This window comes from Novosphingobium fuchskuhlense (assembly GCF_001519075.1).
GTDB lineage: Bacteria > Pseudomonadota > Alphaproteobacteria > Sphingomonadales > Sphingomonadaceae > Novosphingobium > Novosphingobium fuchskuhlense.
Genome location: NZ_KQ954246.1, coordinates 165,774 through 179,514, shown reverse-complemented (window position 1 = coordinate 179,514; position 13,741 = coordinate 165,774). Strand labels below are relative to the sequence as shown.

At 67.0% G+C, this 13,741-nt stretch carries 10 protein-coding genes; 7 read left to right on the top strand and 3 right to left on the bottom strand.

Going from position 1 to position 13,741, the window contains the following annotated elements; genetic code table 11:
• Window positions 1-9 precede the first annotated feature (9 nt).
• Window positions 10-3,105, bottom strand: coding sequence for a beta strand repeat-containing protein (locus AQZ52_RS14810; RefSeq protein ID WP_067912643.1), 3,096 nt, complete (start codon window positions 3,103-3,105; stop codon window positions 10-12).
• Between the two features lie 176 nt (window positions 3,106-3,281).
• Between AQZ52_RS14810 and AQZ52_RS14805 the strand changes: the two genes are divergently transcribed.
• Window positions 3,282-6,146 carry a M16 family metallopeptidase gene (locus AQZ52_RS14805; RefSeq protein ID WP_067912640.1) on the top strand — a complete coding sequence of 955 codons (2,865 nt, stop codon included), beginning with the start codon at window positions 3,282-3,284 and terminating at the stop codon, window positions 6,144-6,146.
• A 47-nt stretch (window positions 6,147-6,193) separates the two neighbouring features.
• On the opposite strand, the gene AQZ52_RS18610 is transcribed toward AQZ52_RS14805, so the two are convergent.
• Window positions 6,194-6,565 (bottom strand): hypothetical protein, encoded by a 372-nt coding sequence (locus AQZ52_RS18610; RefSeq protein WP_156424975.1) that lies wholly within the window; start codon window positions 6,563-6,565, stop codon window positions 6,194-6,196.
• 48 nt (window positions 6,566-6,613) lie between these two features.
• Between AQZ52_RS18610 and AQZ52_RS14800 the strand changes: the two genes are divergently transcribed.
• The 3 genes from AQZ52_RS14800 (at window position 6,614) to purQ (ending at window position 8,844) form a co-directional block, all read left to right on the top strand.
• On the top strand, window positions 6,614-7,681 hold the full coding sequence (locus AQZ52_RS14800) for a calcium-binding protein (RefSeq protein ID WP_156424974.1): 1,068 nt from the start codon (window positions 6,614-6,616) through the stop codon (window positions 7,679-7,681).
• Window positions 7,682-7,925: 244 nt separating this feature from the next.
• Entirely contained in the window at window positions 7,926-8,159 is a 234-nt protein-coding gene (purS, locus tag AQZ52_RS14795) for a phosphoribosylformylglycinamidine synthase subunit PurS (protein WP_067912635.1), read from the top strand.
• 4 nt (window positions 8,160-8,163) lie between these two features.
• Window positions 8,164-8,844 carry a phosphoribosylformylglycinamidine synthase subunit PurQ gene (purQ, locus tag AQZ52_RS14790; protein WP_067912633.1) on the top strand — a complete coding sequence of 227 codons (681 nt, stop codon included), beginning with the start codon at window positions 8,164-8,166 and terminating at the stop codon, window positions 8,842-8,844.
• 2 nt (window positions 8,845-8,846) lie between these two features.
• Here the strand turns inward: purQ and AQZ52_RS14785 are convergent, their stop codons facing one another.
• Complete coding sequence (locus AQZ52_RS14785) at window positions 8,847-11,153, bottom strand: putative bifunctional diguanylate cyclase/phosphodiesterase (protein ID WP_067912630.1); 2,307 nt, start codon at window positions 11,151-11,153, stop codon at window positions 8,847-8,849.
• A 297-nt stretch (window positions 11,154-11,450) separates the two neighbouring features.
• On the opposite strand from AQZ52_RS14785, the gene AQZ52_RS14780 reads away from it, so the two are divergent.
• The 3 genes from AQZ52_RS14780 (at window position 11,451) to AQZ52_RS14770 (ending at window position 13,655) form a co-directional block, all read left to right on the top strand.
• Complete coding sequence (locus AQZ52_RS14780) at window positions 11,451-12,362, top strand: homocysteine S-methyltransferase family protein (protein ID WP_067912627.1); 912 nt, start codon at window positions 11,451-11,453, stop codon at window positions 12,360-12,362.
• On the top strand, window positions 12,355-13,203 hold the full coding sequence (locus AQZ52_RS14775; RefSeq protein WP_082698079.1) for an RMD1 family protein: 849 nt from the start codon (window positions 12,355-12,357) through the stop codon (window positions 13,201-13,203). Before AQZ52_RS14780 ends, AQZ52_RS14775 begins: the two co-directional genes overlap by 8 nt.
• A gap of 149 nt (window positions 13,204-13,352) precedes the next feature.
• Window positions 13,353-13,655 carry a glycine zipper 2TM domain-containing protein gene (locus AQZ52_RS14770; RefSeq protein WP_156424972.1) on the top strand — a complete coding sequence of 101 codons (303 nt, stop codon included), beginning with the start codon at window positions 13,353-13,355 and terminating at the stop codon, window positions 13,653-13,655.
• Window positions 13,656-13,741: the final 86 nt, after the last annotated feature.

Here is a 13,741-nt window from a genome sequence, read left to right as displayed (position 1 = left end):
AGCCCCGCGTCAGATCATCAGCGCTGTTTCCAGCCCGTAGATCTGCTGGTTGAACGAGATATCGGTGATCAGGATGAGGTCGCTCGCGGCCAGCGCCGTGCCCGGGGAGAAGGTCGCCAGCAGCTGCTTCGCCTGCGGGCCATTGCCATCATAATCGACCCACAGGTTGCCGCTGTTCTGGTCATAGATGGCAATGTCGTTGGCATCGCGCGCGCTGGTGCCATAGACGAAGCCCTCCGCCAGCAGATAGCCCGAGACATACGGGTTCACCACAAGCAGCGTGTCGGTGCCCGATACGAAGTCGGTGATCCGGTCGAGCCCTTCGGAGGTCGCGGTGCCGATCACGAACTGATCCGCGCCCGCTCCGCCGGTCAGGGTATCGGAGCCGGGGCCGCCGTAGAGGAAATCGTTGCCCGCCCCGCCGATCAGCGTATCGCTGCCGCCTTGTCCGAACAGGTTGTCGGCTCCGTCGCCCCCATCGATGACGTTGTTCCCGGAATTGCCGCCCAGGAGGTTGTCGGTCGCGCCGCCGGTGATCGCAAGCGCGGCACCGCCCTTGAGAACGCCGATCTCCACGTCGGCGCCCAGCGTCACGTTGACCGAGGCGATCACCTTGTCGGTGCCGCCGTTCGGTGCCTCGACAATCTTCGCGCCGGGCCCGTCGATCAGGTATGTATCGTTGCCGAGGCCGCCGATCAGGATATCGGTGCCGCCGCCACCCGCCAGCACGTTATCGCCGTCATTGCCGGTGATCGTGTTGTCGCCCGCATTGCCCGTCGCGTTGATCGCGGCGCTGCCGGTCAGCGTCAGGTTCTCGAGATTGGTGCCCAGCGTCCAGGTGACCGCGGACAGCACCGTATCGGTGCCCTCGCCGGCGTTCTCGATGATCTTGTCGCCGGCATTGTCGACCACATAGGTATCGCTGCCCTTGCCGCCCGCCAGCGTGTCCGCCCCCGCGCCGCCGTCCAGCTGGTCGCCGAAGGCCGTGCCGGTGAGCGCGTTCGCGCCGGCATTGCCGACCAGCCAGATCTTGTGGTCCAGCGCCGCAGCATCGATCCCCACCGCGCCCGTGCCGCTCGTATCGGCAGAGAGCGCGGTGCCGGTGCCCGCCACGATCCGGTCGATCCCGATGTCCCCGGCAAATGCCTTGTACGTGCCCGTCTGCGCGGCAAAGCGGATCTCGTCGACGCCGCTGGTGCCGCTGTCGTGGATTTCGGCCTGCGTCTCCTCGCCCACCGCGCCGACGATATAGACATCGCCGCCAGCCCCGCCGTCGAGCGTGTCCTGCCCCTTGCCGCCGGTCAGCACATCGTTGCCACCCAGCCCCAGCAGCACGTTCGCCCCGTCGTTGCCGGTGATCACGTTGCCGCGCGCGCTGCCTGTGCCGCGCAGCGCTGCAGATCCGGTCAGCGTGAGGTTCTCGATCGCCGAAGTCAGCGTCCAGTCGACTGCTGCGCGGACCGTGTCTGCCCCCCCGCTCGACGATTCCACGATGATGTCGAGCGTGTCGTCGATGATGTAGGTGTCATCGCCAGCGCCGCCGACCAGCCGGTCCGTGCCCGCACCGCCATAGAGCGTGTCGTTGCCCGCAGCGCCCACCAGATAGTCGTTGCCGCCGCCGCCGTTGATCACGTTGTCTGCGGCATTTCCGGTGATCTTGTCGCCAAAGGCCGAACCATTCACGATCTCGACATTGGCAAGCTGCCCGACCCCGCCGATGGTGCCGCCGCCAAAGGCATCGACCATCTGCACGGTGACCTTGGCGCTGGATGTGCCGTAGTCGGCCGTATCCGTGCCATCGCCGCCATCGAAGAACCCGGCCGCGTTGCCGCCGTTCAGCCGGTCATCTCCCGCTCCGCCCAGCACGGTCAGCGCAAGGCCATGGGAGGTGATCACATCATTCCCGCCGCCAGCATCCAGCGTCTGCGGGAGGCCGCTTGCCTGAATATCAATCGTGTCGGCAAAATCGGTCAGGCCAAGATACTGCAGCACCTCGACATTCCTGATCACGCCGCCACCAAACACCGCCGCGCCTGCCGTCAGCATACCCTCGGTCGATAGCGTCACGCCCGCGCCCGCGCCCGCCAGCGAAAGCCGCAGTGTGTCGGTGCCGTCACCGCCGTCGACATCATCTCCGATGCCCGCCGCGATCAGATCGTTGCCGCCGCCCGCCGAAACGGTGTCCTTCTCGCTTCCGGTATCGTCGTAGATCGGCTGCTGGATCACGGCAGGCGCATCGCCGGTGGCCAGCGTATCATCGCCGGCGTCGCCGATCAGCGTATCGCGGCCCGCACCGCCATAGGCGGCCATTGGCCCACCCTCGACAGCGGTGATCGTGTCGTTGCCCTCTTCGCCGAACATGAAGCCGCGGTAGCTTGAAGCGTGGGCGAATATCTTGTCATCTCCGGTGCCGCCGTGGGTTTCGGACGTCGCCTGGATCGTGTCGTTGCCGGCATCGCCATAGACCCTGGCGCCGTTGTTGATCACCGCATTGATCGTGTCGTTGCCCGCACCGCCATGGAGCACCGGCGAATAGGCGGAAGAACCGACGTCGATCACATCGTCGCCATCGCCGCCATCGATCGATTGCGTGTAGTAACCGCCGATCAGGTGATCGTTGCCGCCCATGCCGAGCACGGTGCTGGATTCGGAATAGCCGGTAGAGCGATCGTTCGCGTTGATCGTGTCATCGAAATTGCTGCCCTGTACCCAGGTCAGGTTCTGGATGTTCTGGATCGTCCCGCCACCGACCTTGATCACCGCCTGACTGAAATCGACCGTCACCCCCGATGATGCGCCCATGAAGCTGATCGAGAGGTAATTGCCATAGGCTTCGTAGGACCCGCCATCCACGTTGTCGCCATAGCCGGCATAGAGGTGATCGTTGCCGTCGCCGCCGATCAGCGTGTCGCGCTCTGCTGTGGTATCGATCGAGATCGCGCGCCCGGAATAGACCCCGAAATTGGGCGCCCGGTCACCCGAAGCGATATAGTCGTCCCCTGCGCCGCCATTCAGCGTATCCGCGCCCGCACCCCCGCTGATCGTGTCGCCATCGGCTGTGCCGGTGAAGGTGTCCTTGCCAGTGGTGCCGCTGAAATCTGCCATTGTGCCTCCGCGCCGCGCACCGGTGTGTCCGGTGCCGGTCAGGCCCCCGAGCTGGGTGTGACGATCTGGTCCGGATCTGGCAATCGTTAAAAAGGACCGTATCGGTCTTCGCCGCGGTGCGGCGGCCTCCAAGTGTCATTGCGCATTAAGGCGCCAGCGGCCAAACACCGCAGCCGATGATTCCCCGCGCCCTTGCCCGCATCGCCCTGCTCCTGCTCGCCGCGTTTGCGCTTTCTCCGCTCCCGCTCGCGGCCAAGGCAGCCCCGTCCCCCGCCCCCGCCGATCCGGTGTGGTCGTTCGAACGCAGTGATCTGCCGCTCGATCCCGCCTTCCGCTTCGGCAGCCTGCCCAATGGCATGCGCTACATGGTCCGCCGCAACACCACGCCCAAAGGCACCGGCGAAGTGCGGCTCCAGATCGACGCCGGGTCGCTCGACGAGGGCGATGGGGAGCGCGGCTTTGCCCATTTCGTCGAACACATGGCCTTCAATGGCTCGAAGCGCGTGCCCGAGGGCGAGATGGTCAAGCTGCTCGAACGCGACGGTCTCGCCTTCGGCGCAGATACCAACGCGCAGACCAGCTTCGAACACACGCTCTACATGCTCAGCCTCCCGCGCAACGATCCGGCGCTGCTCGATACCGCGCTGATGCTGATGCGCGAGACGGCGAGCGAGCTCTCCTTCGATCCCGCCGCCGTGGAGCGCGAGCGCGGCGTCGTCCTCTCCGAACTGCGCGACGGGCAGGGCTATTCGCTCGACAACGCGAAGGACCAGATGGCCTTCCTCTACCCGGCCGCGCATTATCCCGACCGGCTGCCCATCGGCACCGTGGATTCGCTCAGGAACGCCAGCGCCGCCGCGCTCAAGGCGTTCTGGGCGCAGCACTATGTGCCGGCGCGGACCACGCTGATCGTCGTCGGCGATTTCGATGTCGATGCGGTCGAAGCCGCGATCCGCGCCCGCTTTGCCGATTGGCCCGCCCGCGCGCCGGTGCCGCGCCCGGATCAGGGCCGTGTCCTCCCCGATCAGCAGGGCACGGCGCATGTCCACCTCGATCCCGCCTTGTCCGAACGCGTCACCATCTCGCGCCACGGCGACTGGAAGGACGAGCCGGACACCGCAGAACAGCGCCGCATCAGCCTCCTGCGCCAGATCGGCTACGGCGCGGTCAACCGCCGCCTACTGCGCCTCAGCCGAATCGTCCCGCCGCCGTTTCGCGGTGCCGGGCTCGGCACCAGCCCGGTGTTCCACATCGGGCGCACCACCAATCTCGTCGTCGATACCGCAGACAAGGGCTGGCGCGCGGGCCTCATCGCCGCCGCGCAGGTCTACCGCGAGGTGCTGAAGTCCGGCTTCACCGAGGCCGAGATCGCCGAGCAGGTCGCCAACACCCGCACCAGCATCGAAAACGCTGCCGCCTCCGCCGATACGCGCAGCAACGAGACGCTGGTCGGCATTGCGCTCCTGTTCCTGCGCGATGAAAAGGTGCCGACCACGCCCGCCTCTGTGCTCGAGCGTTTCAACCGCAACGCCGCCAGCATCACGCCCGCCGCCGTGCTCGCCGCGCTCCGGGCCGATGCCATGGCACTCGAAAACCCGCTGATCCGCTTTCAAGGCCGCTCTGCCCCCGCCGGCGGGGAAGCCGCCCTGCGCGCCGCGTGGGACGAGGCGATGCGCGCGCCCACCCGCATCACCGTGCGCCCGCCCAGCGGCACGTTTGCCTATGCCGATTTCGGCCCCCCGGGCGCGGTCGCCAGCGATACCACCCGCGCCGACCTCGGCATCCGCCTGATCCGCTTCGCCAACGGCGTGCGCCTCAATCTCAAGCACACCGATCTCGAGAAGGAGCGCGTGGTCGTGCGCCTCGCCATCGATGGCGGCGAGATGCTGGATACGCGCGAAAACCCGCTCGGCACCGAGATGACCTCCATGCTCCCCAACGGCGGCCTCGCGAAGCACAGCCAGGACGACCTGCAGACCTTGCTCGCCGGCCGCTCGGTCGGCGCCACCATCGCCGCTGCGGGGGACACTTTCGCGCTGGGCGCGGGCACCACGCGCCGCGATCTCGAGATCCAAATCCAGCTGCTCACCGCGCTGGTCACCGATCCCGGCTGGCGGCCGTCTGCCGACGTCATTTACCACCAGTCGATGACCAACTTCTTTGCGCGGCGCGATGCCACACCCGCCGCCGCGCTCGCCAACACGCTCCCCGGCATTCTTGCCGAGGGCGATCCGCGCTTCACCATCCAGCCGCCCGAGGCCTATCAGGCACTCACCATGGCCGGACTCAAGGCAGCCATCGGCGATCGCCTCGCGCACGGGGCGATGGAGCTCACCATCGTCGGCGATGTCGATCCCGATGCCGCCATCGCCATGGTCGCGCGCACGCTCGGCGCGCTCCCCCCGCGCGAGGACGCGTTCCGACCCTATGAGGACGCCCGCCAGCGCAGCTTCACCGCCCGGCGCGGCCTCACCGTGATCCGCCACAAGGGCGAGGCGAACCAGGCCGTGGTCCGCTATGTCTGGCCCACCACCGACGACCGCGACGCGCAGACCACCCTCGCCTTCGAACTCCTTCAGGAAGTCGTCGGCATCGAAGTGCTCGACACCGTGCGCGAGGCGCTCGGCAAGGCCTATTCCCCCGGCGCCGCGGCCTCGCTTAGCCGGGTCTGGCGCGGCTGGGGCACCTTCAGCGTCACCGCCTCGGTCGATCTCGCCGACGTGGCCGCCACCCGCGCCGCGATCGAGGACACCATTGCAGGGCTCGCCGCCCGCCCCGTCGATCCCGATGTCATCGCCCGCGCCCGCGCCCCCATGCGCGAACGGCTCGACAACCTGCTCAAGACCAACGGCGGCTGGCTCGCGCTGGCCGAACGCGCACAATCGCAGCCCGATCGCATCGAGCGCTTCCTCAAGGCCCGGACGCGGCTCGACGCGCTGACCGGCGCCGATCTCCAGACCCTCGCAAGGCGCTATCTCACCCCCGATCAGGCTGTCGTCGCGCTCGTCCTGCCCGAAGGCGCGCCCGCCCCGGCCCGTTAGGGCGCTATCGGCCAGCCCCGCCCCGGCATACCCTCGCGGCGTATTCGCTAGGGGCCATCCGCTTTGCGGCAATCGTCGCCGAGCCGGACCCGGCCCCCATCTTCACGCTGCGCAACTTCGGCACGATCACCGGCAAAACCGGCGTCACCACTGGCAACGGCCTTGCCCGGATTACCAACGAAGGCCTCATCGTCACGACCGACCAGTTCGCCATCCAGACCGGCGATCTGGCTGACACCGTGCTCAATCTTGGCCGCATCCGGGGCGATGTGGCGCTCGGCGGCGGGAACGACACCTTCACCAATGAAAGCACGATCACCGGCGATGTCGATCTGGGCGCGAACGAAGATGCCTTCCGCAACAGCGGCACCATTCGCGGCACGGTGCTGGGCGGAGAAGGCAATGACCGGTTCGATCACGAGGCCGGGACAATCTCCGCCATCGATTTAGGCGACGGCCTCAACAGCATGGTCAATTCCGCACGGATTACAGGTACGGTGACCGGGGGGATTGGCGACGACACTCTGGTCAACGATGGCGGCCGCATCGGCAGCATCGCGCTCGGCGATGGCAACAACACCCTCATCAATCTCGGCCGCATCGATACCTCTGTCACCATGGGTTCGGGCGCGGATGTCTTCAACAATTCCGGCGCAACCGGCCGCGCTGCGCTCAATGTGGCGATGGGCGACGGTGCCGACCTTTTCGTGCCGGGTGCGGTGATCGAAACGGCCGTCGGCGGTGAAGGGATCGATACGCTGGATTTCAGAGCAACCAGCGGCATCGTCATGGCGCTGGATGGAAGCCGGGCCAACAGCGGCGTTGCCAAGGGCGATGTCTACGCCGGCTTCGAACGGATTTTGGGCTCACTGACGGGGGCCAACACGCTGATCGGCGATTCATCCGGCAACCAACTCACAGGCGGCGATCTGGCGGACACTCTCCACGGCAAGGACGGCGCCGACACTCTGAACAGCGGCGCTGGCGACGACACGATCAGCGGCGGCGACGGCATCGACACCATCAGCGGTGACATCGGCAACGACATCCTGAACGGCGATGGCGGCGATGGCAATGACAGCCTTACCGGCAGCTTCGGCAATGACATGCTGAACGGTGATGTCGGGGACGACACGCTGGACGGCAGTAACGGCAACGATACGCTGAGCGGCGGGGCGGGGCTCGACATCCTGGTCGGGGGGCTCGGTGACGACACCATGACCGGCGGTACGGGGGCGGATATCTTCCGCTTCTCCGTAGCGCAGGGGATCAAGGATATGATCACCGATTTCAGCCGCACGCAGGGGGACAAGATCGACCTTTCCGCGATCGACGCCAACACGGTGCTGGCCGGCGATCAGGCCTTCACCTTCATCAACAAGCAGCTGTTCCACGGTGTGGCAGGCGAATTGCGTTTCACCACTGCCAGCGGAGTGACCGCGATCAGCGGCGACACCGATGGCGATGGCGTAGCCGATTTCACCATCAACCTGCTCAACTTTGCAACGCCGGTCGCCGCGGACTTCGTGCTGTAGAGTGTCAGCATGCGGGCCTGTCCTACACGGCCCGCTTCTGCGAAGGGGTAGCGGGTGCAGCGCCATCCGCTACCCTTTGCCGTTTCCGGCCCATCGCTTCCGGTTTTCCCCGCAAATCCGCAGCGGGAGATTTCTTCTCTGGACCGTGTCAACTGTGTCAACTTGCGCCTGAACTTGCTCTGGCCGCCGCATCGGGGCATAGGCGCAGCCGAGTCTCACAGCCTCTCCGCGAAAGGCCTCCTGCATGAAGATCCGCGTCCACGTCAGCCTCAAGAACGGGGTGCTCGATCCGCAGGGCCGCGCCATTCATCACGCGCTTGAAGGCCTCGGCTTCGATGGCATCAACGATGTGCGCGCGGGCCGCCTGATCGAGATGGACGTGGCCGACGGCACGACCGATGCCGCGCTTGAAGACATGTGCCGCAAGCTCCTCGCCAACCAGGTGATCGAGAACTTCCGCATCGAAAAGGTCGCCTGAAGCCATGGCTTTCACCGCCGCCGTCATCACCTTCCCCGGCTCCAACTGCGACCGTGACATGGCGGTGGCGATCGAACGGATCACCGGCGGCACGGTCCACCGCGTGTGGCACGGCGATGCCGAGCTGCCCTCCGGCCTCGATTTCATCGCACTGCCCGGCGGCTTTTCCTATGGCGACTATCTGCGCTCGGGCGCCATGGCGGCGCGCTCGCCGATCATGCAGGCGGTCGTCGCCGAAGCGGGCCGGGGCACTGCCGTGCTCGGTGTGTGCAACGGCTTCCAGGTTCTCACCGAAGCCGGCCTGCTCCCCGGCGCGCTGATGCGCAACGCCGGCATCCGCTTCGTCTGCCGCGATGTGCCGCTCGTTGTGGAAAACAACCAGTCGCTGTTCACCGCACGCTACTCTGCCGGCCAGCGCATCACGATCCCCGTCGCGCACCACGATGGCAACTACTTCGCAGATAGCGAGACGCTGGACCGCCTCGAGGGCGAAGGCCGCGTCGCCTTCCGCTACGCCGATGCCGTCAACGGCTCGCAGCGCGATATCGCGGGTGTGCTTAACGCTGCGGGCAACGTGCTCGGCATGATGCCGCACCCCGAACGCATGATCGAGCCCGCCCACGGCGGCAGCGATGGCCGCGCCCTGTTTGAAAGCGTGCTGGCGGGTCTTGGCGTAGCGGCCTGATCTCAGGCCTGCTGGCGCCGCCACGCGATGGTGTCGAACAGCGCCGTCGCATCGTGCGCGGTCATCGGTCGGCCGAAGTAGTAGCCCTGGATCTTCTTGCAGCCGAGGCGACGGATCACCGCCAGCTCTTCCTCGGTCTCGACGCCTTCCGCCGTGGTCGACATCTCTAGGCTGTCGGCCATCGCCACAACGGCGCGCACGATCGCCAGGCTCTCCGGGTTATCGCGCGCCGCACCCTGCACGAAGCTGCGGTCCACCTTGATCGTCGAGAACCGCAGTTTCCTGAGGTACCCCAGCGAGGAATAGCCCGTACCGAAGTCGTCGAGCGCGACGCCGCAGCCCAGCGACATGATCCGCTCCAGCGTCTGCTGCGCCGCCGTGCCGTCGCGCACGAAGATGCTTTCGGTCACCTCGATCTCGAGCCGGTGGGGCGGCAGCCCGCTGGCCGCGAGCGCCGAGACCACCACTTCGGCAAAGCTCGGATCCAGCAGTTGCTCGCCTGAAACGTTGACCGCGACCTTGATCGGGGCAGGCCAGTTCATCGCCTGGAAGCACGCCGTGCGCAGCACCCACTCGCCGATCGGCACGATCAGGCGGGTGTCCTCCGCGAGCGGGATGAACTTGGCCGGGCTCACCGGCCCATGGTCCGCCGAATGCCAGCGCAAGAGCGCCTCGAAGCTCAGCGGCGCTTCGGTGATCGCATCGACCACCGGCTGGTAGGCCAGTGCGAACTCGCCGCGTTCCAGTGCATGGCGCAGCGAGAATTCCAGCTTGCGCCGCTCCTCGGCATGGGCATGCAGCGCCGGCTCGTAGTCGAAATGCAGCCCGCCGCCTTCGTCCTTGGCGCGGTAGAGTGCGAGGTCGGCATTGCGCATCAGCGTTTCCACCGTCGCCCCGTCGCGCGGCCCGATCGCGGAACCGACGCTGGCACCGACATAAAGCGTGTGATGGTCAATCTCGTAGGGCTGAGAGAGCGCGGTGATAACCGCCGCAGCCACTTCGCGGATCCGCGTGCCGTCCCCGGCATCGCGCACGACAATGGCGAACTCGTCGCCGCCCAGGCGCCCGCACAGCTCGTTTTCGCTCATCAGCGATTTCAGCCGGCCCGAAACCTTGGCAAGCAACTGGTCGCCGACGAGGTGCCCCAGCGTATCGTTGACCGCCTTGAACCGATCGAGGTCGATCATCATGAAACCGCAGCGCATCCGCCAGCGATCCGCCTCGCGCATCGCCTCGCCCAGCGTCTCGGTCAGCATCAGGCGGTTGGGCAGGCCGGTGAGCGTATCGTAGCGGGCCAGGTAGGCGATCTTGTCGGCGCTCTCGCGCTGCTCGGTCACGTCCGAACCCACGCCGCGGAAGCCGATGAAATTGCCGTTGTCGTCAAAGCGCGGCGAAGCGGAAAGCTCCCACCAGCGGTTGTTGCCGTGCAGCGTCACGTGGACGAGGAGGTTCGAGAAGCTCTCGCGCCGCTTGAGCCGCTCGGCAAGGTCATGGAGCGAGGAATGGAAGTGGCCATTTTCCCAGCTCGTTCCGGCAATCAGCTGGATCAGCGGCTTGCCATCGATATCCTCGGGGTCTTCGCCAAGGGCAAAGGCAAACCGGGGGGACGCCGCCCGCACACGCCGGGTTGCGTCGGTCTGCCACAGCCAGTCCGCCTCGCCCTCCTCGAACTCGCGCAGCAGCAGCGAGACGACCTCGCTCTTTTCCGCCATCCCCGCCTCGGCGACCTTGCCGGCAAGGAACATCCGTGCGGCCTCAAGGCTGCCGACCCACAGGAAGATCACGAAAGTGACCGCCGCAGCCGCCGCCGTCACTTTGCCGAAAAACAGGAACACCACGACACTCGCCGCGCCGAGGATCGCGTTGAACAGCACCGCACCCAGCGGCACGGCAGCGAAGGCCAGCGCAGTGCCGGCCATCAGCATCGCCATGATCGTCCAGACCAGCAGCCGTTGCTCGGGCGAGGCAAACGGCGACATCACGAGGATCGGCAGCACCCAGACGATCGCCGCTGCCACCGTGCAGGTGGTGTGGCGGTAGGTTTCCTGCCGCGTCATCCGGCGGCGGTCGGCATCTTCCAGCGTGTGGTCGAAGTTGGCGCCCCACGCCAGCACCGCGGCCAGCACTGTGGCCCAGCCGAACAGAATGGCAAGATGGACCGCCCCCCACAGCGCCTGCACGACGAGTATCGCAGCCAGGCCATGGGCGGTGAGCCGCGGCCGGGTCAGGCGGGCAAGGCCGGAATATTGCAGGCCGCGCAGTCGGACCCAATCGCCTTCAGCCGAATCACTGAGGCCCAGCACAGCCATCGCCGGCAGGTCCCGCGGCAGCGCGGGCAAACTTTGGTCAGTCGTTCGGGTCACACCCTACGGCTTAGTGAAGAAACCTTGCGCAAAGGTAAGCGCTTGGAAATTTCCGCCCCGGAAAACACGTATTTTCCACTCCCACAAGATACTGATAAAAATAGCCAAATTGGCCCTATCAAGGACCTGTTTACCAAGTTGTTCCCGCGCTTGCCCTGCGGCCGTTGATCTGCTCCTCTAACGCTGCGCCGCGCACCGTGCTAGCGCAGCGAAAAGCCCTGCAAAGCGAGTTCAAGACTGACCATGAGCGCCCCTCTTCTGATCCTCGATGGCGGCACCGGCCGCGAACTCGCTCGCAGCGGTGCCCCTTTTCGCCAGCCCGAATGGTCGGCGCTTGCCCTGATCGAGGGGCCGCAATTCGTCAGCGCCGTTCACCGCGCCTATGTCGAGGCTGGGGCCGACGTGATCACCACCAATTCCTACGCCGTTGTCCCCTTCCATATCGGTGAGGCGCGCTTTGCCGATCAGGGCGGCGCGCTGGCCGCGCTTGCGGGCCGCCTCGCGCGCGAAGTGGCCGATGCGGCCCACGCAGCCTCGGGCCGCACGGTCCACGTCGCCGGCTCGCTCCCTCCGGTCTGCGGCTCCTACCGCCCGGACCTCGTCGATCTGGACCGCGCGCGCCCGGTGCTCGAAGTCCTCGTCGGCGCGCTTGCGCCCAGCGTGGATCACTGGCTTGCCGAAACCCTGTCCTCGCTGGCCGAGGCGCGCCTCGCCGCTGCGCTCACCGCGCCCACGGGCAAGCCGCTGTGGCTCTCCTTCACCCTGGAGGACGAACAGCCGACGGCAGAACCGGCCCTCCGCTCGGGCGAAAGCGTGGCCGAAGCGGTCCGGCTCGCGCACGAACTCGGTGCCGCGGCGCTGCTGTTCAATTGTAGCCAGCCTGAAGTGATGGAGGCCGCCGTCCGCGCGGCCGGGGCCGAACTGGGACCGGGCAGCGCGATCCGCATTGGCGTCTACGCCAATGCCTTCCCGCCCATGGCCGCCGATGCCGAAGCCAACTCCGCACTCTGCCCGATCCGCGAAGACCTGACGCCCGAAGGCTATGGCCGCTTCGCCGCCGCGTGGCACGGTGCAGGAGCCTCGATCCTCGGCGGGTGCTGCGGGATCGGGCCGGAGCATATCGCGGCGCTGCGCGAAGAAGCCTTGCATGCCTGAAGTCGGGGGCCGCGCCCAGCCTGCCACCACCAAACCGCCGGGCTGGCCCGACGAGGTGGCGCTGGGCGCGCTTCCGCCGGGCGAGAAGCTGATCGTCCACGCCCGCCATCTCGGCACCCGGATCGATACGCGCGGGCTCGCCGGCGATATCGTGCTGCGCGAACTGGCCGCCGCCGCCGGCCTCACGTTCGCCTTCCGCTACGGGGTCGCGGTCACCTTCTGCACCGCGGCGGAACGCATCCCTGCGCTCGACATCGCGCTGCGCGCCCATGTGCAGGAACCGGCCGAACATCAGGAAATCGAAACCGCCAGCGTGCTGCTGACAGGCGGCGGTAAGGAGCGCGTCGACGATGACGGGGTGATCCACCTCGCCGACGAGGCGGAGCCACGCCTGCTCCTCGTCGCCACCGTGCTGGCGCATTCGGTCATGCTCTCGCGTGACGAATTGCTCGTCTCCGAGGTGTTCGACACCAGCGTCCCCCTCGTCGCCGATCTCCAGATCAACGGCAAGGCGCGGCTCTCGATCCCCGAAGTGATGCGCATGGTCGGCGGCGTGCTGGCAGCGCGCCACCGCGTGATGGGCACCGCGCAGGCCGGCGAGCGGCCCGACCTCCTGTGGGACCACCCCGATCTTGACCGGCTCTACACCCGGCTCGAGGCCGAATACGAACTCGGCGAACGCGCCGAAGTGCTTGAGCGCAAGTTCGGCGCGCTGGGCGATTTCACCGAAGTCCTCCTCGATATCGCGCAGGACAAGCGCGCCGTCCGCCTCGAAGTCGCCATCATCGCGCTGATCGCGGTCGAACTGCTGCTCTCGATCGGCAAGGCCGTGATGGGATAAGGCTTTTCAGCATTTCGGGGCCCTCGCCGATCGGCGGCGCGAAACAAGGCTAGGTTCATCTGGCCTGCCGCATGAGAGCCTCGTCGCGGACCGCCATAGGGCGCTTGCGCGGATCACCCGATCACCGGGGCACCACAAAGAGTATCACCATGAAACGATCCATGCTGTCGGCAGGCATCTGCCTGACCATCGCCGGCGCTGGCCTGGCGACCGAGGCGCAGGCGCGCCACTATCGCCATCACAGCCACCAGTCTTCACAGTATCGCGATGCGCGCAGCGACCATGGCAATTGCCTGCGGTTCAACAAGACCACCGGCACCGTGGCCGGCGCGGTGGGTGGCGGTCTGCTGGGCAGGGCGATTTTCGGCGGCGCCGGCGGCACGCTGGGCGGCGCTGCGGTGGGCGGCATCGCCGGGCATGAACTGGCCAACAATCGCCGCAAGCGCTGCTGATCGCGGTTGAGCGCCGGTGCCGGGATGGCGCCGGTTGATCGCGCCGGTTCGATCAAGAGCGAACCGGCGCCGTCGTCCCCCGGGCG

Excerpts from the sequence above, each read along its gene's own strand:
- AQZ52_RS14810 (WP_067912643.1), bottom strand. The coding sequence starts at position 3,105 with ATGGCAGATTTCAGCGGCACCACTGGCAAGGACACCTTCACCGGCACA.
- AQZ52_RS14805 (WP_067912640.1), top strand. The coding sequence starts at position 3,282 with ATGATTCCCCGCGCCCTTGCCCGCATCGCCCTGCTCCTGCTCGCCGCG.
- AQZ52_RS14800 (WP_156424974.1), top strand. The coding sequence starts at position 6,614 with ATGGTCAATTCCGCACGGATTACAGGTACGGTGACCGGGGGGATTGGC.
- purS (WP_067912635.1), top strand. The coding sequence starts at position 7,926 with ATGAAGATCCGCGTCCACGTCAGCCTCAAGAACGGGGTGCTCGATCCG.
- purQ (WP_067912633.1), top strand. The coding sequence starts at position 8,164 with ATGGCTTTCACCGCCGCCGTCATCACCTTCCCCGGCTCCAACTGCGAC.
- AQZ52_RS14785 (WP_067912630.1), bottom strand. The coding sequence starts at position 11,153 with ATGGCTGTGCTGGGCCTCAGTGATTCGGCTGAAGGCGATTGGGTCCGA.
- AQZ52_RS14780 (WP_067912627.1), top strand. The coding sequence starts at position 11,451 with ATGAGCGCCCCTCTTCTGATCCTCGATGGCGGCACCGGCCGCGAACTC.
- AQZ52_RS14775 (WP_082698079.1), top strand. The coding sequence starts at position 12,355 with ATGCCTGAAGTCGGGGGCCGCGCCCAGCCTGCCACCACCAAACCGCCG.
- AQZ52_RS14770 (WP_156424972.1), top strand. The coding sequence starts at position 13,353 with ATGAAACGATCCATGCTGTCGGCAGGCATCTGCCTGACCATCGCCGGC.